This window comes from Mesorhizobium sp. 1B3, assembly GCF_050958605.1.
GTDB lineage: Bacteria > Pseudomonadota > Alphaproteobacteria > Rhizobiales > Rhizobiaceae.
On sequence record NZ_JBJHDO010000006.1, the window covers coordinates 323,209 to 344,503 of the forward strand.

The window sequence follows — 21,295 nt, forward strand, 5'->3', positions numbered from 1 at the left end:
CTTGCCCAGAATGTGCGTCCCGGCACTCTTTTCCAGCGCCGTGCTCGCGACGCTGGCCTTCGCCACCATCGCTTATGCTGGCATGCCCGAAGCCAAGGGGCTCGAAACCAGCCGTAGGGATCTCACCGCGGAAGACCTGGCGCGGGTCGAGGCCGTCACGCGGCCGACGACCGACTTCTCCAAGGCGGAAGAGTTCGAGCCCATGCAGGGCGGCGCCGGGACCTCGCGCAAGCGCATCAACCAGGACGCCTTCTCGCACTCCTCGGCCAACATCACCTTCGAGGAACAGGGCACCTTCAAGCTCGGCAATGGAATCTTCCGCAAGCTCTGGGTGTCGTCGCCCTCCTCCACCCAGGCCTCGGACGGGCTCGGGCCCCTCTTCAACGCGCGTGCCTGCCAGAGCTGCCATTTGAAGGACGGGCGCGGCCATCCGCCCGAGGACAATCCGGACGCGACATCGATGTTCCTGCGCCTGGCGCGCGACGCCGAGACCGTCGAGGAGCAAAAGGCGCTGGCCGACAAGAGGGCCCTCAACTTCCCCGACCCCGTCTACGGCACGCAATTGCAGGATCTCGCCGTGCCCGGCCTCGCCGGGGAAGGCCGCATGACGATCACCTACGAGGAAATACCGGTCGAATTCGGCGACGGGACGGCGGTTTCGCTCCGCAAGCCGACCTATACGGTGGACGCACCGGCCTATGGCCCGCTTGATCCGAAAACCACACTTTCGGCGCGGGTGACGCCGGCGATGATCGGCCTCGGTCTCGTCGAGCAGGTCCATCCGGCCGATATCCTCGCCAGCGCCGATCCCGACGACCGCGACGGGGACGGCATCTCCGGCAGGCCGCAGATCGTGCGCGATCCCTCGAGCGGAGAGCTCACGCTGGGCCGCTTCGGCTGGAAGGCGCAAACGGCGACGATCCGGCAGCAGACGGCGGACGCCTTCGCCGGCGACATCGGCATCTCCACGCCGGAGGCGCCGAAGCACTGGGGCGACTGCACGGAGGCCGAAGCTGCCTGCCGCGCCATGCCGACCGGCGTCCAGGAGCGACTGGGCGACGTCGAGGCGCCGCCGCCGGTCATGGATCTCGTCACCTTCTATTCGCAGAACCTTGCCGTTCCGGCTCGCCGCAAGACCAACGACAAAAGCGTGCTCGCCGGCAAGAAGATCTTCTACGAGCTCGGCTGTGTCTCCTGCCACACGCCCAAATTCGTCACCCGCCGCGACGCGCCCAACAAGGCCCAGGCCTTCCAGCTTATCTGGCCCTATTCCGATTTCCTGCTGCACGACATGGGCGAAGGGCTGGCGGATGGCCAGAGGGTGGGCGAGGCCACCGGCGAGGAATGGCGCACGCCGCCGCTGTGGGGCATCGGCCTCACCAAGACCGTCAGCGGCCACACCTTCTTCCTGCATGACGGGCGGGCGCGCGACCTGGCCGAGGCGATCCTGTGGCACGGCGGCGAAGCCCAGAAGGCGCGCGACGGCTTCGCGGCGCTCGGACATGCCGATCGTGAGGCGCTCATCCGCTTTCTGGAGTCGCTCTGATGATGGATGGTTCGAAAAGCCCCTCACTGTCCTGCCGGACATCTCTCCCCGCATGCGGGGAGAGAGACGATCTCGTCTCTGCTTTCGCCAATCGCCTGCGTATCCGATTGGCGAAACCCAAGCGGCCAGCGTCTCTCTCCCCGCATGCGGGGAGAGATGTCCGGCAGGACAGTGAGGGGCATTCCCCGCGCTCGGCCGCAAAGTCCGTCGGCTTGGCACTTCTCGCCCTGACCTTGGCCACTGCTCCCGCTCTTCCCACAGAACGGACCGCATCCGAAACGGTCGGTGCCGCCGTCGAAGGTTTCGTCAAGCCCGCCTATGCCGCCTTTCGTGGCAGCACCGCCGCCCTGAAATCGACGGTCGGCAAGCTTTGCGCCTCCCCCTCGCCCGCCGCGCTCGATGCCGCCCGTGCGACCTTCGGCCGGGCGGTCCGCGCCTGGGCCAAAGTCGAGATCATTCGCATCGGACCGGTGACCGAGGAAAACCGGCTTGAACGCGTCCTCTATTGGCCCGATCGGAAGGGCATCGGACTCAGGCAGGTGCAGGCGGCGATCGCCGACCAGGACGCCAGCGTGACCGACCCGGCCAAGCTCGCCGGAAAGAGCGTCGCCATGCAGGGCCTCGGCGCGCTCGAATTCGTGCTGTTCGGCACGGGTTCGGAAGAGCTGGCGACGGGAGACGCTTTCCGTTGCTCTTACGGCGCGGCAATTTCAGGCAATCTCGACACGATCGCCGGCGCGATCGAGAAAGGTTGGGAGGGCCCCAGCGGCTTCGGCGCGATCTGGACCGCCCCCTCACCCGACAATGCGCTCTACCGCACCGACGCCGAAGCACTGAACGACCTTCTCGATATTTTCGTCAACGGGCTGGAACTGGTGCGCGATCAGCGTGTGGGCAGCTTCCTCGGGGAGACGGAGAAGACCGACAAGCCGAAGCAGGCGCTGTTCTGGCGCTCCCAGGGAACCGCCCCAGCGCTTGCAGGCAATATGGCTGGCATGAAAACCCTGTTCGACGTCTCGGGCCTTCCCGACAGCTTACCCGAGAATTCCCGCTGGATAGCGCAATCGATCGACTTCGAATTCGGCAACGCCATCCGCGCGGCGGAAGGCGCCAAGGGTCCGGTGGAAGAGGTGCTGGCCGATCCCGAACGGCGCGGCAAGCTCAGCTATTTCAAGCTGGTCACCACCAGCCTTTCCGAACTGTTCGGCAAACGGCTCTCGGCCGAGCTCGGCCTCACCGCCGGCTTCTCCTCGCTCGACGGCGACTGACGATGGATACCTCGCTGATCGACCGCCGACAATTCCTGAAGGCCGCGGGCACGGGCTTTGCGGCCGCGTTGCTGCCGCGACAAGCCTTCGCGCTGGACACGACCGACGCCGTCTTTGCCACCGCCTTCCAGCGCCGGGACGGCGGCTATGGCGTGGCCGTTCTCTCGGAAGAGCGCAAGGTCGTGTTTTCCGCCGCTCTGCCCGAACGCGGCCACGATGTGACCTTCGATCCGGTGTCGCGGCGCTCCGTCGTCTTCGCCCGCCAGCCCGGCACCTTCATGGTGGTGTTCGACCATGAGGAGCGGACCGAACCTCAGACCATTGCAAGCGTCGAAGGCCGGCATTTCTTCGGCCATGGTGTCTTTTCGCCCGACGGCGCGCTGCTCTACGCCACCGAGAACGATTTCGACAATGCCGCAGGCATGGTCGGCATCTACGACGCGCGCGACGGCTTCCGCCGTATCGGCGAATTCCCGACCCACGGGGTGGGGCCGCACGAGATGCTGCTTCTGGCCGACGGCAGGACACTTGCCATCGCCAATGGCGGCATCGAGACCCATCCGGATTTCGGCCGCGCCAAACTGAATATCGCGACGATGAAGCCGTCCTTCGCCTTCATCGACCGCGAGACCGGCGCGCTTCTCAAACAGCATTTCCTGCCGGCCGCGCTGCATCAGCTATCCATCCGCCACATGGCGATCGATCAGCAGGGAACCGTCTGGTTCGGCTGCCAGCACGAAGGGCCGGCAAGCGAGCGTCCGTTGCTCGTCGGCAAGGCGCGGCGCGGCGAAGAGCTCGCGCTCGTCGATATGCCCGGCGACGTGCTGGCGGGTTTCCGGAACTATATCGGTTCGGTCGCGGCCAATCCGGCGGCCGGCACCGTCGCCGTCTCGTCCCCGCAGGGGAACAGCTACGCGGTGATCGAGGCGGCGACCAGCAAGGTGCTCGCGGTCAAATCGCTGGTCGAAGTGTGCGGTGTCGCGCCCGACCATGCCGGCTTCCGCGCGACCACCGGGACGGGCGACATCCTCGCCGCCGACGGCTCGGAGGCGCTGCTCGACGCATATGCCTGGGACAATCACCTGCTCCGGATCGGCTGACGGGGACGCGATCTCGCCGCAGCCGTCGAAACGTGCCGAAAGCCCCGCTTGTCCCGACGCGCCGCATGGGCGCCGGCCCGCATCAGGCTGAAGCCGGCGCGACGCTCCGTCGGTGCTTTTCCCCATCACCCAGCCGCGCATGGTCGCCGAAGCTTCCCCGGATGAAGGTGGTCAATTGCCGAACCGGAAGGCGCGCCTGCTGGAAGGTGTAGATCGCGAGGTTGAGAGGAGGCATGGAAGGAAGGCCCTCGGCCTCGCCGAGCCGCCGCCAATGCGGCGGCACCGCCGATTCCGGCAGGACCGTCACCATGTCGCCTGAAGCGATCGCCAGTTGTATGCCTTGCACCGAGGACGAAGAGTACCCGATCTTCCAGGGCCGCCCCGCCTTGTCCAATGCCTTCAGGATATGCGGCTTGGCCCGGCAGCCGTCGGGAAACAGCGCAAGACGGAGCACCGCCGCCGTTTCGGGATATCGGTTGGGCGCGGCGCACCAGATCTGCCGCTCGGAGCGCAGGACCTCGCCTTTCGGCTCCATGGCGTCCTGGGTGATGACGGCGATATCCAGTTCGCGGGCTTCCACCATCATCTCGAGCTGGCACGAAAAGTTGCACCTCAGATCGATGCTGACCAGCGGATAGCGGGGCGCGAACGACGTGACGAGCGCGGAGCCGAAGAAGTCGAGATAGTCGTCCGGCATGCCGAGCCGCACGCGTCCCTCATGCGTCGCATCGCTCAGCGAAGCGATCGCCTCGTCCTCGAGGCTGAGGATCTTCTGGGCGTAATGCTGCAGCCGCTCGCCGGCGCTCGTCAGGGCGACACGCCGATGCAGCCGGTCGAAGAGCTTCTTGCCGAGCCGCTCCTCGAGGCGGCCGACCGCGATGGAGATGGCGGCCTGTGTCTTGTTCAGCCGCTGTGCGGCACCCGTGAAGGAGCCGGATTCGGCAACCGCCACGAAGGCGGCAAGGGCTTCCCTGTCGAGATGGCGCATGGGCGAGTTCCCTGATCGCTTCAACCGAGGGTTCCGCGAGGGGCCTCAATCCCCGAGAATTGAAGCAGAACCCGCTAAAACGCAAGCTCCCCACGCTGTCATAAACGTTACTTATGCCTGCATAAAACATTGAAAATATTGGATTCTATTGTTTACGAATTTTTCTTTGCCTGTCAGTCTCAGCCGTTCCCGATCCGCGAGGCCAACCATGTACCTCTCCAGACTGACCCGCAACATGCTTCTTGGCGCTGCCCTTCTGGCGGCCGCCATCGCGCCTTTCCCTGGCGCGGCCGCCCCGGCAGACCTTCGCCTCGCTCACGCGTCTTCTTCCGACAGCCTGATCAACAAGGCGGCGCTCGAGTTTCAGAAGAAAGTCGCCGAGAAGACCGGCGGCGCGCTGAAGGTCGTCATCTTCCCGGATGGCCAGCTCGGCGACGAGGATCCGATCGTCGAGGGCGTCGGCGTCGGCTCGATCGACATCGGGCTCGGCGGTTCGGTGGACGCGATCGACCCGCGGCTGAACGTGACTTCGCTCCCCTTCCTCTTCTCCGACAACAGGGCGGTCCATGCCTTCCTCGACGGCGCGGTCGGAAAGGAGTTGATGGGCTTCGGCGAGGACCGCGGCTATGTGCTTCTCGGCGCGCTGGATTCCGGTTTCCGCCAGTTCGCGTCGAGCGACAAGTCCATCGCCGGACCCGACGACCTGAAGGGCCTCAAGATCCGCACTCCGCCCAATCCGGTCATTCTCGCGACCATGCGCCAGCTCGGCGCGCTGGCCGAGTCCATTCCGTTCGGCCAAGTCTATACCTCGCTCCAGGCGCATGTCGTCAGCGCCGTGGAACCGGAGATCCGCGACTACTACGATTCCAAATGGTACGAGGTGGCCGACAAGCTCGCCATCGCGAACTATATCTGGACCGCCAATTGGTGGTTCATGAACAAGGACCGCATGGATGCCCTGCCGGCCGACCAACAGGCGGCGATCAGGGAGTCGGCGGCGGAAACGGTCCAATGGTACCGTGGCCAGCTCGACGCCACCTATGCGGGCATTCTCGAAGAGCTGAAGGGCAAGGGCATCGAGATCACCGACGTCGACACCAGCGCCTTCCACTCCATCGTGACGCCCGTCTACGACGAGTTCGGCAAGGAATGGGGCGCCGACCTCATCGCCAAGGTGCGCCAGGCGTCGGGCAACTGAGGCGCCTCGTGGAGCAATCTCCTCTCCTGGTGAATCCCGCGCCGCACAAGGGTCGCGGGCAACGCTTTTTCGCGTTCGCGGGGGCGGTCGCCTTCGTCATCATGTTCGTCTCCACCCTGCTCAGCGTCGTCGCCCGCCTCTTCGGCCTCAGCCACTTCGAATGGACGTTCGAAGTGGCTGCGATCGCGTTCGTCTGGGTGACCTTCCTCGGCATCGTCGTTGGTGAGATCAGGGGCGAGAACGTCTCCTTCGATCCGATCAAGGACTCGTTCCGGCCTTCGATCCGGCGCGCGATCGACTGTGGGATCGCCGTCTGCGTCTTCGCGCTCGGGATCGTCTTCCTCTGGAGCGGCTGGGCCGTGTGGCAGCGCTTCGCCTTCGTTCCGACACCGGTGCTGCGTCTGCCGGGCGGCACGACCATCGCATCGATCCTCGTCCTGGGGCTCTCCCTCGCGGGTATCGGCGCCGCAAGGCTGATACGCATCATGAGAGGCGGGGACCCGTATCCGGAGCGCGAGCCCGCCGCATGACGCTTGCCGTCCTGATCCTTTCCTTCACGATCCTGCTTTTCGCGGGAGTGCCCATTTCATGGGCCATGGGCCTGTCGAGCCTGCTGGCGATCGTCAGCGGCGACCTGACGCTGCCGGCCGCGTGGTTCGCCCAGCAGACCATCCGCGGCGCCGACGAGATCACGCTCGCCGCCATCCCGCTCTTCCTGTTTGCCGGCGAGCTCATGAATCGCGGCGGTCTCACGCGCCGTATCGTGAACATCGCGGAGCACCTGCTCGGCCGTGTCCGCGGCGGTCTCGGCCTGGTCAATGTGGCAACCGCCCTCGTCTATGGCGGCATCAGCGGCTCCGCCACAGCCGACACCGGAGCGGTCGGCTCGATCATGATCCCCGCCATGACGGAACGCGGCTACCCCAAGGCTTTCGCGGCGGCGGTCACCGCTGCCGCCGGCACGCTGGGCATCATCGGACCGCAGAGCGTCATCCTGATCCTGTACGGAGCGCTGACGAACACCTCGATAGGCGGCCTGCTGCTCGCCGGCATCCTGCCGAGCATCTTCGTCGCCGCCGTGATGATGGCGACCACCTGGATCGTGGCGCAGCGCCATGACTTCCCGCGTCTCAAGACGAAATTCGATGCGAAGGAGGTCGGCCGCGACACACTTCTGGCCCTTCCCGCCCTGCTCATGCCGATGATCGTCCTGGCCACCATCGTCGGCGGCTTCGCGACCGCGACGGAGGCGTCCGCCATCGCGGTCGTCTATTCGTTCTGCGTCGGCAAGCTCATCTATCGCGAGCTCTCCTTTCGCGACCTCTACCCTGCGGTGGTGGGCGCGGTGACGACCACTGGCGTCATCATGATGATCATGGCGCTGGCCACGCCGTTCTCGTGGATCCTGACGGTCGAGCAGATCCCCACGATCGCCGCCGAGTGGATCTCGGGCTATTCCGCGGGTCCGGTCGTGACGGTGCTGCTCATCCTTTTCGTCCTGTCGGCGGTAGGCTTCTGGCTGGATCTCGGGCCGTCTCTCGTGATCATGACGCCGATCCTGGTGCCGATCGCGCGCGATGCCGGCCTGGAGCCCTTCCAGACCGGCGTGCTGTTCACGCTGACCCTCGGCGCCGGGCTTTTCACGCCGCCGGTCGGCACCAACATCACGGTCGTCTGCAACATCGCGAAGCTCGACATGTACGCGGTCTCGAAATGGCTGATGCCCTACTGGATCGCCAGCCTCGTCTGTATCGCGGGCGTCGCGCTCTTTCCCGGCATGACCGAATGGCTGCCGAAGCTCTTCGGGATCTGACGGCATGAGGGCCGTCGTCCAGGAAAGGCCGCGCGGCGGCGAGGGGGAGGCATAGGATGCCGGTTGGGGCTCTTCCTATGCGGCGCGTGGCCGTCGGCCTGCTTTGGCAGGAGACGAACTCTTTCAATCTGGTCCCGACAGGCGCCGGCGAGTTCGCCTGCCACGAGGGAGCGGAGCTGATCGAGGCCTATCAGGACAGCGAGACATCCCTCGGCGGGATCATCCGCAGGCTGCGCGAACTGAAGCTCGAACCCGTGCCCGCCTTCGCGGCACGAGCGCGACCGGGCGGGCCGATCGAGGACGGGACGGTCGGCCGGCTTCTGGACCGAATGGTCGAGACGGTCTGCGCCGCCGGCGCCGATGCGATCTGCCTCGAACTGCATGGCTCCATGGCGGGCGTGAGCCTCGACGACGTCGAGGGCGAGCTCCTGGAACGGCTGCGCTCCGCTCTCGGTCGCGACGTGCCTGTCGCCGCGGCGCTCGACCTGCATGGCCACGTCACCGCGCGCATGATGGAGAATGCCGATATCCTGACCGGCTATCGCACCCATCCCCATTCCGACATGGTCGAGACCGGGGCGCGCGCCGTCGATCTCTTGGTGTCCGTTTCCGCCATGCGGCCGCGCCCCGTCGGCGTGCGGCGCACCGTGCCGATGCTGGCTTTGTGGCGCGACGAGACCGGCGAGCCGGGGATGCGAGCCGTTCTCGGCAAGCTCGCGACCGAGCGGGAGCGCCGCCCCGGCATCCTCGACGTCTCCATCTTCAACACGCACCCGTTTCTGGACCTGCCCGGCATGGGGCAGGTGGTACTGGCCTATGGACCGGATGCCGACGAGGCCACGGCACTTGCCGATGCCGTCGCGGCCGAGCTCTGGTGCCAGCGCGACGCCTTTGCCGGGCAGGCCGAAGAGCTGCCCGGCATCTTCGAGAGTATCCTGAACGGGCGGGCGGCGGCCATAGGCGACCAGGGCGACAGCGTGCTTGCCGGTGCGCCGGGAGACTCGGTCGAGATCGCGCGCTTCGCCAGTCTCCACGCGCCCGACGCTCGCGGACTCATTCCCCTCCTCGACCCCGAGGCCGTCGCGGCTTGCGCCGCTCAAGGCGTGGGCCGCGAAATCTCGCTGGACATCGGGGGCCGCTTCACGCCGGGGCTGACGCCCCTGCCCGTCCGGGGAATGGTCACGGCCTTGACCGCCGGCCTGTTCGCCAATGCGGGCGCCTATATGAAGGGCGTCGTCAACGATCTCGGCCCGACCGCCGTGCTGCGATCCGGCCCGCGTCTGTTCGTCCTCACCACGAAGGGGCCCTCCGCCTGCGATCCGGCCCTGGCCACCCATGCGGGGACGTCCCCGGACGATCTCGACTATATGGTCGTCAAATCCAGCAATCATTTCCGGCTCAGCCTTGCCGGGCAGTTCGACTGCCGCGTCGCGGCGACGCCGGGCCTCACGAGCCGGCGCCCCGACGGACTGCGTCACCGTCGCGCGCGACCGCTCTACCCGATCGATACGAATCGAGCATTCCCTGAACACGAGGAAAAGCTGCCATGATGACCCGTGCCAAGTCACTTCTCACCGCCACCATCGTCGGCCTTTCGATGGTCCTGGCGAGCGGCGCCGGCGCCGAGATTCGCGAAAAGGCGCTCCGCTTCGCCTTCACGGGCTCGAAGGAGCATCCGCAGGGTCTTGGCGCGCAGAAGTTCGCCGAACTCGTCGAGCAGAAGAGCGGCGGCAAGATGACCGTGCGGCTGTTTCCGGACGGTTCCCTGGGCGGTGACCTGCAGACGGTCTCGGCCCTTCAGGGTGGAACGCTCGACATCACGGTTCTCAATGGCGGCCTGCTGAGCGGCGTCGTCAAGGATTTCGGGCTGCTCGATCTGCCCTTCCTGTTCAACAATCCCGAAGAAGCGGACGCGCTGGTCGATGGGCCGGTCGGCGAGAAGCTGTTCGGCAAGCTGCCCGAAAAGGGCCTCGTCGGCCTCACCTATTGGGAACTCGGCTTCCGCAACATCACCACGAGCACGCGGCCGATCGCCAAGCTGGAAGACTTCAGCGGGCTCAAGCTCCGGGTGGTGCAGTCGCCGCTTTTCATCGATCTCTTCAATACGCTCGGCGCGAATGCCGTGCCCTTGCCGTTCCCCGAACTCTATTCCGCGCTCGAGCAGAAGGTCGTGGACGGGCAGGAAAACCCGCTCGCGACCGTGGACGCGATGAAGTTCCACGAGGTGCAGACCTATCTCTCGATCTCGCGCCACATCTACAATCCTCAGACGGTGATCATCAGCAAGAAGAGCTGGGATGCGCTGAACGAGGAAGAGCAGGCGGTCCTGAAATCGGCGGCCGCTGAAAGCAGGCTGTTCCAGCGCGAGGTATCGCGGAAGAAGAACGCCGAGTCCCTCCAGGCCCTCGAGGCGGCCGGCATGCAGGTGAATGAGATCTCGCCCGACGAGTTGAACCGCATCCGCGAGGCGATCAAGCCCGTCGTGGAGAAGTTCAGCGCAGAAGCTGACCCCGTGCTGCTTCAGGAGATCAACACGGAAATCGCCAAGAAGCGCTGATCGAAATCACAGACCGGCAGTGCTCGCGATGACACCGCCCGAACATGAATCCAGAAGGCAAGAGAATTCCATGGGTCATCTCGTCGGAGGGATCTCCAGCGCGGGCAGGGCATTGCCCATGCTGGACGGCCTGCCCTTCCTCAGCGGGCGCTCGTTCGGCGCCCACATCTGGGACGTCGAACGCAAGCGCTACATCGACACCGCGCTCGGCTTCGGCGCCACGCTCATCGGCCACGCCCATCCGGCAGTGGTCGAGGCTGCCACCCGTGCTCTGGCCAACGGGTCGATGCCGGCCTTCGCCCATGCCGGGGAGGAGGAGGCAGCCGCCAGGCTGAGCGAGACGACGGGCGATCTTTCGCGCGTGATCTTCACCAATACCGGCAGCGAGGCCGTTCACCTTGCCTGCCGGCTGGCCAGGGCGGCGACGGGCCGGACGCTTGTCGCGAAAGTCGCCGCGGGCTTCGACGGCTGGTACGACGACGTCGCCTTCGGCAATGCCGGTTCCGACGACGCTCTCATGCTTTCGAACACACGCCCGTTGCGCGGCCGCACGACCCTCCTCCGCTTCAACGACAGACAGGACATCGACAACCTTTTCGCCGAGAATGCCGATATTGCCGCGGTGCTGATCGAGCCGATGTTGGCCAATGCCGGCTGCATAAGACCGGCGCCCGGCTATCTCGAACATGTCTACGAGACGGCACGACGCCACGGTGCGCTGGTGATCTCGGACGAGGTGCTGATGGGATTCCGCGTCGCGTTCGGACTTGCCAGCCATGCGGCCGGCCTGCGTCCGGATATCGCGGTCGTCGGAAAGGCCATCGGCAGCGGCCTGCCCGTTGCGGCGGTGCTCGGCACGCCTGACGTGATGATGCTTTGCGAGCGCGGCGAGGTGGTGCGCGCGGGAACTTATAGCGGCAATCCGGTCGCGACGGCCGCCGTTTCCGCGACGATGACGATCCTGAAGGAGGTGGACTATCCGGGGCTTCTCGCCCGTGGCGACGGCCTGCGCAGTCGGATCGTCCATGCCTTTGCCGAGGGGGCAGGCGTACAGCTCTCGACGTCAGGCTTCGGCTCCGTCTTCACCATCTGGTTTCATGCGGAGGAGCCGACAACCTATGCGGAGGCCGCGGCGCGCGCGCGCGCCGATTGCACCCTCAAACTTCACCTCGAGGCGCGGCGGCGAGCGCTGCTTCTCATGCCGCAGCCTTACGGCCGCGTTTATCTGTCGACGACGCACGACGCGTCGGTCTTGGACGATATGGTAGGGATATTCGACGATGTCGCCCGCATCTTCTGACCCTATGTGCATCCGAATCACGTTTCGCCTTCGATCGAGGTTCCCTATGCAGCGAATTGCATGATCCGTATCGTCGACAGCTTCTTTCTCGGTATCAAGATCGTCATCGCATTGCTGCTGGCGGCAATGGTCGTGCTGGTCTTCGGCAATGTCGTGCTGCGCTATGCCTTCAACTCCGGCATAACCGTGTCCGAGGAGCTTTCGCGCTGGTTTTTCGTCTGGCTGACTTTTCTGGGCGCCCTTGTGGCGCTGCGAGACCACGGGCATATCGGCGTTGATGCGCTGGTGCGGCGGCTGCCGATACTGGGACGAAAGTCATGCCTGGCGATCAGCCAGCTGCTGATGCTCTACGTGACCTGGCTGCTGCTGGACGGTGCCTGGAAGCAGACCATGATCAATTGGGATGTGCTGGCACCGGCCTCGGGCCTTTCGATGGCCTGGTTCTATGGTGTCGGCGTCGTCTTTGGCGTGTGCTCCGGCGTGATCATCCTCGCCGACCTGATCCGACTGGCGGCCGGACGCACGGCCGCGGCAGACCTCACCATCGTCAAGGAATCCGAGGAACAGGAAGAGGCCGAGGCCCTGTTGCAGGGGAAGGCGGTCGCGGCGAGGCAGAGAGGCGACGGCGACACGTGACGATCTTCGTTTTCGTAGGCTCCCTTCTCGCCGCGATCGCCATCGGCATGCCGATCGCCTACGCGCTTCTGGTCAGCGGCGTGGCGCTCATGATCCATATCGGGATCTTCGATTCCCAGATCGTCGCGCAGAACGTCATCAACGGCGCGGACTCCTTTCCGCTCATGGCGGTGCCTTTCTTCATGCTGGCCGGCGAGGTGATGAACCGCGGCGGCCTGGCGAGGCGTATCGTCAACGTCGCCCTTGTGGCCGTCGGCCATGTCAAGGGCGGGTTGGGCTACGTGACGATCGCGGCCGCCTGCCTGCTGTCGGCCCTCTCCGGCTCGGCGGTCGCGGATGCCGCCGCTCTTGCGACGCTGCTCGTCCCATTGATGGTCCAGGCGGGCCACGACGAGAACCGGGCCGCCGGACTGGTGGCCGCGTCAGGCGTCATCGGGCCGATCATTCCACCATCGATCGCCTTTGTCCTGTTTGGCGTGGTCGCGGGCGTTTCCATCACCAAGCTCTTCCTGGCCGGCATCGTGCCGGGCATCCTTCTAGGGATAGGGCTGGCAGCCGCCTGGTGGCTGCAGGTCCGCAACGAGGAAATCATGTCGCCGCCGCGCCGGTCGGCGCGTGATCTCGTGCATGCTCTCGTCGAGGGCTTCTGGGCGCTTCTCCTCCCCGCGATCATCGTGTTCGGCCTGAAATTCGGTGTCTTCACGCCGACCGAGGCGGCCGTGGTTGCCGCGGTCTACTCGCTGGTCGTCGCACTGTTCGTCTATCGCGAGCTCAAATTCGCCGAACTCTTCGATGTGCTTGTCAGTTCGGCAAAGACGACAGCCGTCGTCATGTTCCTGGTGGCGGCCGCCCTCGTATCGTCCTGGCTGATCACGATCGCCGAGGTCGCCGCGACTGTGGTCGATCTGCTGCAACCTTTCATGGACAACCAGACACTGCTCCTGCTCGCGATCATGGTCCTGGTGGTTATCGTCGGCACCGCCCTCGACATGACGCCGACGATCCTCATCCTGACCCCGATCCTGATGCCGATCATCAAGGAGGCAGGGATAGACCCGGTCTATTTCGGCGTCCTGTTCATCGTGAACAACTCGATCGGGCTCATCACCCCGCCCGTAGGCACAGTCCTGAACGTCGTCGCCGGTGTTGCGCGGATCTCCATGGAGAATCTGATGAAGGGCGTTTGGCCGTTCTTCATCGCGCAGCTGATCGTCTTGCTGCTGATGGTTCTGTTCCCGGCGCTCGTGATGTGGCCGGCCACGCTGATCGGCCGCTGAGCGGCATGCCTCGGTGCGATGCCGCGAAGCGGGAGGCGCCGATCGCCTGACCGGGCGATCGGCCGCAAGAGACCGCGTCAGGATTTGCCCTTGGAGAGCTTTTCCGTCTCGGCGCGCAGGCGCTTGTCGAGCTCTTGGATTTCCGGCGTGACGATCTCGCCGAAATCCTCCATCTGGTAGAATGGACGGATCTCGATTTCCGAATCTCCGGGCATCGGATTGGGGCAACGCTTGACCCATTCGATCGCCTCTTCGAGCGAGGCGACTTCCCAGATCCAGTAGCCGGCGACGAGTTCCTTGGTCTCCGCAAAGGGACCGTCGACGACTGTGCGCTTGGGGCCGGAGAACTGTACCCGCACGCCCTTCGAGCTGGGCTGCAGGCCGTCGCCGGCCAGCATGATGCCGGCCTTCACCAGCTCCTCGTTGTATTTCATCATGGCTTCGAGCAGCTCCGCACTCGGCATGATGCCGGCTTCGCTGTCTTTCGTGGCCTTAACGATCACCATAAAACGCATCGTGCTGTCTCCAGTGGGTTGGGTTCAAAGAGGCGATGGCGGGTCGTTGCAGACCATCGCTCACCTGCACGTCGAATGGGAGAAGCGGGAATCGACAAGTCCATGATTTTTTCTAACGCGACTTTTTCACCAGGCAATGACCACCGGCGTCGGGCGGCTGCCGGAGGATCCGAACCTTGCGGGCTTGCAATTCCCCGGCTTATTACGACATTGGATGCATGAGCACGCCCGCGCAACCGGTCCGTCTGGTCCGCCCCGAAAAGAAGCGGCGTCGCATTCCCGTTTCAGTCCTCATGGCGTTGAGTTTCGGCACCCTCGTGTTCCTGTCGGTCGGTGGCGTGCTGACACTGTCGGTGGGTGCCAATGTCCGCAATACGTTCGATCTGTTGGGCGCTCAGTCGACGCTTCTGATCGATGCGATGGAGGATGCGCTGCGCGCCGAGATGGGACGCGCCGAAGACGCCGTCGACGGGGTCGCACAGCTTTATGCGCAGGGCGACTTCCAGATCGACGACGAGGCCATGTCGGCGGCACTGGCCGGTGCCCTATCGGCCACGCCCGAAACAAACGTGATGCTGATCTGCACGCCCGATCTGGTCTGCAGGGGCGCGGCGCGCGGCGCCGGCGAGGCCGACCCGCCCGGAGCGGTCCGGCAGCTCCCGGCCGAATCCGAGAAATCACCTGAAGTGAGGGCTGCGCTGGAACAGCGGCGACAGATCGAAGGGCGGTGGTGGGGCGCGTTCGTGGCCAACGAACATGGCCTGTTCGCCAACGTTTCCGTGCCGCTCACGCGCGACGGCGCGACGCAGGCCTGGGTGATCGCCGCAGTGGAACTGCAGAAACTGTCCGAAATCACGCGGGAATTGTCGTCACGCTTCGGCACGCATGCCTTCATTCTGGATGGGGATGGCTCCATCCTGGCCGACCCGCGGCTGGCCGATCCGAACGCACTGAAAGAAGGCATCCGGCCGCTGGCGTCGCTCGCCACCTTTGGCGATCCCGTGCTCGCCCGGTATGAAGGGCGGGAACCCGAGGCGGAATTCAGCGCCAAGCGCGGCCGCGACATCGAGGTCGCCGAGATCAAGGTCGACGAGCAAGAGGGATCCAACGGGAACGGAGAGGATACTTACGTCGCCATCACTCGCAAGATCAGCGGTTATGGCGAGCGACCCTGGACGATCGGCGCGTATTTCGAGGCCAGGCAGATCGGCGACGAGATCGAGCGTGTCATGGGATCGGCGCTGCTGGGCTTCGGAGCGATGGCGGCGGCGATCGTCATTGCGATCATGCTGGGCAGGCGCCTGTCACGCCCGATCCAGACGATCGCCGGCCAAGCCACGCGCGTCGCCGATTTCGATCTCGACGAGGTGAAGCCGCTGCCGCGCAGCAGGGTGCTGGAGTTGGACGAGCAGGCGTCTGCCTTCAACGCGATGCTCATCGGCCTGCGCGCTTTTTCGACCTATGTGCCGCGCTCGCTGGTGGCCAAGCTCGTGCGCACCGGAAAAATAGGGATCGCGGAACCGCGCGAAGCGATCGTTACCGTCATGTTCACCGATATTGCCGGCTTCACCACGCTTTCGGAGCAGATGGACGCTTCCGCTACGGCCAAGCTCCTCAACCATCATTTTTCAATCCTGTGCCGCGCGGTCGACGCGCATGGCGGTACGGTCGACAAGTTCATGGGCGACGGCATGCTGGCATTCTTCGGCGCGCCGGACCGTCTCGAGAGCCATGCGGCGGCGGCCGTCCGCGCAGCCGCAGCCATCCGCGACGAACTGGAGAACGACGGCCGGGCGCAGGCCAGGGAGAGTCGCCAGCCCTTTCGTGTCAGGATCGGCATCCATACGGGCTCGGTTATCGTCGGCAACATCGGAGCGTCCGACCGCGTCAACTATACGATCATCGGCGATACCGTGAACATCAGCCAGCGGCTGCAGGAGCTTGGCAAGCAGCTCGCGCCCGACGCGGCGGTCTCGATCACAATTTCCGGCGAGACCGCTTCGCGTCTCGACGAAGAATTCGAAACGATCCCGGCGGGCGAACACAGGCTGCGCGGACGCGGCGAGGCGACGAAGGTGTTCCAGCTCGGCAAAGTCGAAGCGGCGGTGGTACCCCCGCTGGACGTCCCTCGGGCCCAAGCAGGCTAAGGAGCCAGCCTACTCCACTGTCCCCGATACATCGGCTCTGGCGATCGCCTTGCGGATGAGTTCGGCGAAACGCTCGCCGGCGGTCTCGGGCGCGCCGCCATTGTCGATGACGACCGCACCTTCGCTGTCAAATTTCGCGGAACGCGCCAGTCTCGCCAGCACTTCGCCACGGGACTCCCGACCACGCGCGGCAAGGCGCTCGGCCAGGATCTCCGGCGCGGCTGTGATCTCAACCACGACCACGTTCTCGTAGCGTTCCTTGAGCAGCGGAAGCGCCCCGCGCGACAGGTTGGCGATGGCCACTCGGCCCTCGGCGATTGCATCGTCGACATCTGCCGGCAAGCCGTATTTCAGCCCATGCGCCTCCCAGGCGAGCGCAAAGGCGCCATATTGCCGAGCCTCGTCGAAGGCGGCATCGGTGAGCGAATCGTGATCCTCGGTGGAGCCGTCGCACGGCCGGGTGATGACGCGCCGCACGAAGAGCACGCTGTTCTCATCGGCGAAACGCTCCCGCGCGTAGGCCATGATGGTATCCTTGCCGGCGCCGCTCGGCCCGACCACCGCAACGAACACGCCGTTGCGGACCGGGAAAGGAGCACTGGCCAGCTCGCGCTCGATCAAAGCGGAGGCCATCATGCGACGCGGCGGCCTTCCCGCCAGACAGTGCGGACGACCGGCACATGCTCATCGACCCGCACGCGCACAAGGTCGGCGCGGCGGCCGGCCTCGATGACGCCGCGATCGGTGAGGCCGACGGCTTCGGCCGGATTGCGCGATACCATGGCGACCGCCTCCGGCAGGGTGATCTGGTCGACGACCTCGCCCAGGAAGAAGGCCGACTGAATGAGGCTGAAGGGGATGTAGTCCGACGAGAGAATGTCGAGCAGGCCATCCTCGGCCAGCGTGCGCGCAGAGACGTTGCCGGAGTGGGAGCCGCCGCGCATGACGTTCGGCGCTCCCATCAGCACGCCGAGCCCGGCATGCTTGGAGGCACGGGCGGCCTCGGACGTGGTCGGGAACTCGGCGACGCGAATCCCTTGTGCGACAGCCTCCTCGACATGGGCCAGAGTGGCGTCGTCATGGCTGGCGAGCACGATGCCGCGCGCTCGGCAGGCATCGGCGATGGCCGTGCGGTTGGTGGCGGAGTTGGCGGCGGATTCGGCGATCCGCCGCTCGCAGAAGGCGCGGAACGCCTCGTCCGACATCTTGAGCTTGCCCTGGTAGTACATGGCATAGGCTTCGAGCTTGGCGAATTGACGCTGGCCCGGCGCATGGTCCATGAGCGACGCGAGCCGGACCCGGTCATCGCCGTCGAAATAGGCGAAGCCGTCTAGGCAGTCGGGCGCGGAAACCTCGCAGCGCAGGTGGATGAAGTGGTCGGCGCGCACGCGGTCCTGCCGCACGCTATCCTCGATGGCGTCGGCGAGCTTGCGCATTTCGTCCGGAGTCATGCCGCCATCCTCGTCGAGGCCGACGCGCAACGCGTCGAAGACGGTGGTGATGCCGGCCGTGGCGACCTGGGCGTCATGGGCAAGCACGGCGGCGATCGGATTCCAGCGCACTTTGGGGCGCGGCGCGTAATGGCCCTCGAGATGGTCGGTGTGGAGTTCGACAAGGCCCGGAATGACGTAATCGCCTTCGACGTCCTCGCCGGCGCGAGACGAACCGCTGGAGACGTCGGCAATGAGGCCGTCGCGGATCAGCACCGATCCGGTGACGACTTCGTCGGCGAGAACGAGGCGGGCGTTGGTGAGTACTGTTTCGGCAGGCATGTCAGGCGGACTTTCTTTCCCGCCGGTTCCCCAGCGGATGATAGGACTGGACGGTGAAGGGCGCTCCGGCCTCGGGCTCCACGAACAGGGCGAGCCCATCGATCGCGACAGGCTTGTCGAGGACAGGCGCGAAGAAGGACTCGATCGCCGCGCGCAGGCGTGGCGCTTCTGCTTCGGCGGCGCGGCCGGAAAGCGTCATGTGAAAACGGAACGCCTCGAAGACGTAAGGATAACCCCATTGGCAGAGATTGCGAAACTCGCCAGGGCTCAGCGCATCCGGGTTGCGCCGTTCGATCTCGGCTTCCGTAAGGGGCGCGCGGAAACGATCGAAGAAAACCACCACATCGTCGACAAGCCGGTGGAGATCGGGAAGCCTTTCATCCGGTACCAGGGCGAAGAAGCCGTCGAGCTGCTTGACCACGAGACGCGGAATGACGACCGGAGCCATGCCGGCCGCGTAAGTTTCCATCGCCTTGCGGAGCGTAGCCTCGCTCTCGCTGTCGGCGAGCCGGAAAGGCGCCTTGAGCGTGGCATGGAAGCCGTAGCGCCGTGCCGCCGCAGTGTGGAAGGCGACCTCAGCCGGCGTGAGATCGCCGACCACCGGAGCCGGCGTAGCGGCGCCGGTAAACGGGTCACGCCCCAGCCAGTTGGCCGCGATCCGTGTCAGCGGATCGGTCTGGGCAGGCGTGAAATAGATAGCATAACGCATGATTTATCCTCGCGAGCCTCGATGCCATAGGTGATTTGCATGACAGAATGACGAAGCCGCGTGAGTTGTCCGTAGCAGAATCCCGAGGGCAAGTCATGGCGGGTACAAGAAGAGGTTGATCGGATTGTGGCCGCCGCCTCAAGCTGCGCCCATCAACCGCTTCCGCAATGCGTTCGATATGCCGTCGAATACAAACACGACGAGCAGGATCAGGAGCACCATGTAGGCCACATTCTCCCAGTCGGAGTTGGTGCGCATGGCCTCCCATAACTTCAGCCCGATGCCGCCTGCACCCACCGCGCCGATGATCGTCGCCGAGCGCGTGTTGGATTCCCAGAAATAGAGCGATTGGCTCAGGAACACCGGCAAGACCTGCGGCAGCACGCCGTAGCGCTGCACCAAGGCCGGATTGGCGCCGACGGAGCGGATACCCTCGCGCTGCTTGTCGTCGATATTCTCCAGCGCTTCCGAATAAAGTTTGCCGAAGGTGCCGGTGTCGGTGAAGAAGATGGCCGAGATGCCGGCGAGCGGCCCTGGCCCGAAGGCGCGAGTAAAGAACAGAGCCCAGATCAGCATGTCGACCGAGCGCAGGAAGTCGAAGAAGCGCTTGGCGAGCTGGTTGGCGATGCGGTTCGGCGTAATGTTGCGGGCGGCGATGAAGGCCAGGGGAAAGGCGAGCAGCGTCGCCAGCACCGTTCCGGCAAACGCCATGACGATTGTCTGCAGCAGTTTCAGCCAGACGTCGCCATGCTGCCACTCGGCATTGTTGAGGATGTTGTCAAAAGCAAGAGCCGCGTTCGACATTTCGGGCCGGATGCGTTCGCTCGAAAAGGCAAGCGTGATCACCTCGCCGAACGACTTGCCCCAGAACGGCGAGTTGGCGTCGAAGATGAAATTCTCCCATCCCCAGAAGCGTCGGCGCACCTTGATCTCGTCGTCCTCGATCTCGGCGCGGCCGGAGAAACCGAAATCGACAATGATCTTCCTGCCCGGTTCCTTTTCCTCGGCCCAGGCGGGAAGCTGGCCGTTCGGCTCGATGCCCTTGCCGGGCGAGACCCGGATTTCCAGCCTTTCTCCACCGCTGGCGACGACGACCTCGCCCGGCGTGAGTTCGATCGTGCCGGCGCCCATATCCATGACGACATGCCGGAAGATCTGTTTCGGTTCGCCCGTCGGCGCGGGATCGAGCGTGATCCAGTCGGGGTGCCTTTCGGCGTTATAGGCGGAGAAGCGCGGATAGGCGATGGTCGCGCCATCTTCCTTGAAATCCACCCTGGGCCGCGTCTCGTAGCTCACCCAGTCGGCAAGATAACTTCCGGCGATACTCCAATTACCGGAAGAGAACACCGTGCCGATCGAGAACAGCCACCAGGCGAAGACGAGATAGACGACGATGCCGAGCGTCACGCTCCAGGAGATCAGTCTCTTTTTCTGCGAGCCGGCGAAGGCTTCGGGATAGCGGGCGGCGATTTCGGCGATGTCGGCCTGAGAAAGATTGGACATGTCAGACTCCCCGGCCGAAGGCGAAGGCCTGGTCGCCGACGAGCTTGCGCCGCAGCCAGGCAGAGAACTGGTCGACGGCGATGATCGTCACCAGCAGCAGCAGGACGATCGCCAGGGTCTTGGCTTCGTGGGTGCGGCTGATGGAAAGGCGCAGTTCCTCGCCGATGCCGCCGCCGCCGACTGCGCCGATGATGGTGGAGGCGCGTACATTGATCTCGAGACGCAAGAGCGCATAGCTCAGGAAATTCGGCATGACCTGCGGCACGATCGCGTACCAGACCCGCTCGATCCAGCTGGCGCCGACGGCGCGCAGCCCCTCGTCGGGCTTCATGTCGGCATTCTCGACCACTTCGAAGAAGAGCTTGCCGAGAGCTCCGACCGTGTGGATCGAAACGGCGATGATGGCCGGTACCGGGCCTATCGACAGGATAGCGAGAAAGAAGCCGGCGATCACGATCTCGGGGAAGGCGCGCAGGATTTCCATGAAGCGCCGCACGAAGAAGCGCAGCCAGCGCCGCGTCACCAGGTTGGAGGCGGCGAGGAAACAGAGCACGAAGCCAAGGGCGAAACCGACAAGGGTGGAGACCAGCGCGATGTTCACGGTCTCCAGCATCTTGTAGAAATATTCGGGCAGATAGAGCGATTGGGTGAGATAGACCCTGCCCTCGGGATGGTTGTATTTCAGGCTGCCATCGTCATAGGGCGACGGCAGGTCGAACAGCGCCCGGAAGATCTCCCAGCCGTCACGCGGCACCATCTGATCGACAAAGTCGAAGAAGTAGGGCAGCCGGTCCCAGAATTTGCCGGCATTGCTCTCATTGGCGAACCACAGCGATCCCGCCATAGCGAGGATGATGAAGGCGGCACCACCGATCGTGTAGAGCCGGCGCCGCCCGGCCAGTTCGCGCCAATGGCGCTCGACCGCCAGGCCGGCCTCCGAAAGTGTCCCACTCATGTAGTTTCCTC

The 21,295-nt window shown here is 65.0% G+C and carries 19 protein-coding genes; 12 read left to right on the forward strand and 7 right to left on the reverse strand.

The genetic code is table 11. The features are described from left to right. Positions 1 to 10 precede the first annotated feature (10 nt). The 3 genes from ACCO56_RS18820 (at position 11) to ACCO56_RS18830 (ending at position 3,914) form a co-directional block, all read left to right on the forward strand. Positions 11 to 1,546, forward strand: a complete 1,536-nt coding sequence (locus ACCO56_RS18820; RefSeq protein WP_433642414.1) for a di-heme oxidoredictase family protein — start codon at positions 11 to 13, stop codon at positions 1,544 to 1,546. Between the two features lie 212 nt (positions 1,547 to 1,758). After that, positions 1,759 to 2,814 carry an imelysin family protein gene (locus ACCO56_RS18825; protein ID WP_433642341.1) on the forward strand — a complete coding sequence of 352 codons (1,056 nt, stop codon included), beginning with the start codon at positions 1,759 to 1,761 and terminating at the stop codon, positions 2,812 to 2,814. A gap of 2 nt (positions 2,815 to 2,816) precedes the next feature. Further along, positions 2,817 to 3,914, forward strand: coding sequence for a DUF1513 domain-containing protein (locus tag ACCO56_RS18830; RefSeq protein ID WP_433642342.1), 1,098 nt, complete (start codon positions 2,817 to 2,819; stop codon positions 3,912 to 3,914). 82 nt (positions 3,915 to 3,996) lie between these two features. Here the strand turns inward: ACCO56_RS18830 and ACCO56_RS18835 are convergent, their stop codons facing one another. Beyond that, on the reverse strand, positions 3,997 to 4,902 hold the full coding sequence (locus ACCO56_RS18835; RefSeq protein ID WP_433642343.1) for a LysR family transcriptional regulator: 906 nt from the start codon (positions 4,900 to 4,902) through the stop codon (positions 3,997 to 3,999). Between the two features lie 208 nt (positions 4,903 to 5,110). Between ACCO56_RS18835 and ACCO56_RS18840 the strand changes: the two genes are divergently transcribed. The 8 genes from ACCO56_RS18840 (at position 5,111) to ACCO56_RS18875 (ending at position 13,683) form a co-directional block, all read left to right on the forward strand. Further along, positions 5,111 to 6,100: a TRAP transporter substrate-binding protein gene (locus ACCO56_RS18840; protein ID WP_433642344.1), complete on the forward strand. Its 990-nt coding sequence runs from the start codon at positions 5,111 to 5,113 to the stop codon at positions 6,098 to 6,100. An 8-nt stretch (positions 6,101 to 6,108) separates the two neighbouring features. Next, positions 6,109 to 6,630 carry a TRAP transporter small permease gene (locus tag ACCO56_RS18845; protein ID WP_433642345.1) on the forward strand — a complete coding sequence of 174 codons (522 nt, stop codon included), beginning with the start codon at positions 6,109 to 6,111 and terminating at the stop codon, positions 6,628 to 6,630. Further along, positions 6,627 to 7,913: a TRAP transporter large permease gene (locus tag ACCO56_RS18850; protein WP_433642346.1), complete on the forward strand. Its 1,287-nt coding sequence runs from the start codon at positions 6,627 to 6,629 to the stop codon at positions 7,911 to 7,913. The genes ACCO56_RS18845 and ACCO56_RS18850 overlap by 4 nt, the downstream gene beginning before the upstream one ends. A gap of 56 nt (positions 7,914 to 7,969) precedes the next feature. After that, a complete protein-coding gene (locus ACCO56_RS18855) occupies positions 7,970 to 9,463 on the forward strand; it encodes a M81 family metallopeptidase (protein WP_433642347.1) in 1,494 nt (497 codons plus the stop codon). Beyond that, the gene (locus ACCO56_RS18860; RefSeq protein WP_433642348.1) at positions 9,460 to 10,470 is read left to right on the forward strand and encodes a TRAP transporter substrate-binding protein; all 1,011 of its coding nucleotides are present in this window, start codon (positions 9,460 to 9,462) and stop codon (positions 10,468 to 10,470) included. The genes ACCO56_RS18855 and ACCO56_RS18860 overlap by 4 nt, the downstream gene beginning before the upstream one ends. A gap of 70 nt (positions 10,471 to 10,540) precedes the next feature. Beyond that, positions 10,541 to 11,770 (forward strand): aminotransferase class III-fold pyridoxal phosphate-dependent enzyme, encoded by a 1,230-nt coding sequence (locus ACCO56_RS18865; protein WP_433642349.1) that lies wholly within the window; start codon positions 10,541 to 10,543, stop codon positions 11,768 to 11,770. 60 nt (positions 11,771 to 11,830) lie between these two features. After that, positions 11,831 to 12,406 (forward strand): TRAP transporter small permease, encoded by a 576-nt coding sequence (locus tag ACCO56_RS18870; RefSeq protein ID WP_433642350.1) that lies wholly within the window; start codon positions 11,831 to 11,833, stop codon positions 12,404 to 12,406. After that, positions 12,403 to 13,683, forward strand: coding sequence for a TRAP transporter large permease (locus tag ACCO56_RS18875; protein WP_433642351.1), 1,281 nt, complete (start codon positions 12,403 to 12,405; stop codon positions 13,681 to 13,683). Before ACCO56_RS18870 ends, ACCO56_RS18875 begins: the two co-directional genes overlap by 4 nt. Before the next feature lie 77 nt (positions 13,684 to 13,760). On the opposite strand, the gene ACCO56_RS18880 is transcribed toward ACCO56_RS18875, so the two are convergent. After that, a complete protein-coding gene (locus tag ACCO56_RS18880) occupies positions 13,761 to 14,198 on the reverse strand; it encodes a YciI family protein (protein ID WP_433642352.1) in 438 nt (145 codons plus the stop codon). 218 nt (positions 14,199 to 14,416) lie between these two features. Here ACCO56_RS18880 and ACCO56_RS18885 point away from each other — a divergent pair, with 218 nt between their 5' ends. Further along, positions 14,417 to 16,345, forward strand: a complete 1,929-nt coding sequence (locus ACCO56_RS18885; RefSeq protein WP_433642353.1) for an adenylate/guanylate cyclase domain-containing protein — start codon at positions 14,417 to 14,419, stop codon at positions 16,343 to 16,345. A gap of 9 nt (positions 16,346 to 16,354) precedes the next feature. Here ACCO56_RS18885 and phnN read toward each other — a convergent pair whose 3' ends face one another. The 5 genes from phnN to phnE (ACCO56_RS18910) form a co-directional block, all read right to left on the reverse strand. Then, a complete protein-coding gene (gene phnN / locus ACCO56_RS18890; protein ID WP_433642354.1) occupies positions 16,355 to 16,981 on the reverse strand; it encodes a phosphonate metabolism protein/1,5-bisphosphokinase (PRPP-forming) PhnN in 627 nt (208 codons plus the stop codon). Next, positions 16,978 to 18,117, reverse strand: a complete 1,140-nt coding sequence (locus ACCO56_RS18895; RefSeq protein WP_433642355.1) for an alpha-D-ribose 1-methylphosphonate 5-triphosphate diphosphatase — start codon at positions 18,115 to 18,117, stop codon at positions 16,978 to 16,980. The genes phnN and ACCO56_RS18895 overlap by 4 nt, the downstream gene beginning before the upstream one ends. 1 nt (position 18,118) lies before the next feature. Further along, positions 18,119 to 18,826, reverse strand: a complete 708-nt coding sequence (locus ACCO56_RS18900; protein WP_433642356.1) for a DUF1045 domain-containing protein — start codon at positions 18,824 to 18,826, stop codon at positions 18,119 to 18,121. Positions 18,827 to 18,964: 138 nt separating this feature from the next. After that, positions 18,965 to 20,329 carry a phosphonate ABC transporter, permease protein PhnE gene (gene phnE, locus ACCO56_RS18905; protein ID WP_433642357.1) on the reverse strand — a complete coding sequence of 455 codons (1,365 nt, stop codon included), beginning with the start codon at positions 20,327 to 20,329 and terminating at the stop codon, positions 18,965 to 18,967. Position 20,330: 1 nt separating this feature from the next. Next, positions 20,331 to 21,284 carry a phosphonate ABC transporter, permease protein PhnE gene (gene phnE / locus ACCO56_RS18910; protein WP_433642358.1) on the reverse strand — a complete coding sequence of 318 codons (954 nt, stop codon included), beginning with the start codon at positions 21,282 to 21,284 and terminating at the stop codon, positions 20,331 to 20,333. Positions 21,285 to 21,295 lie beyond the last annotated feature (11 nt).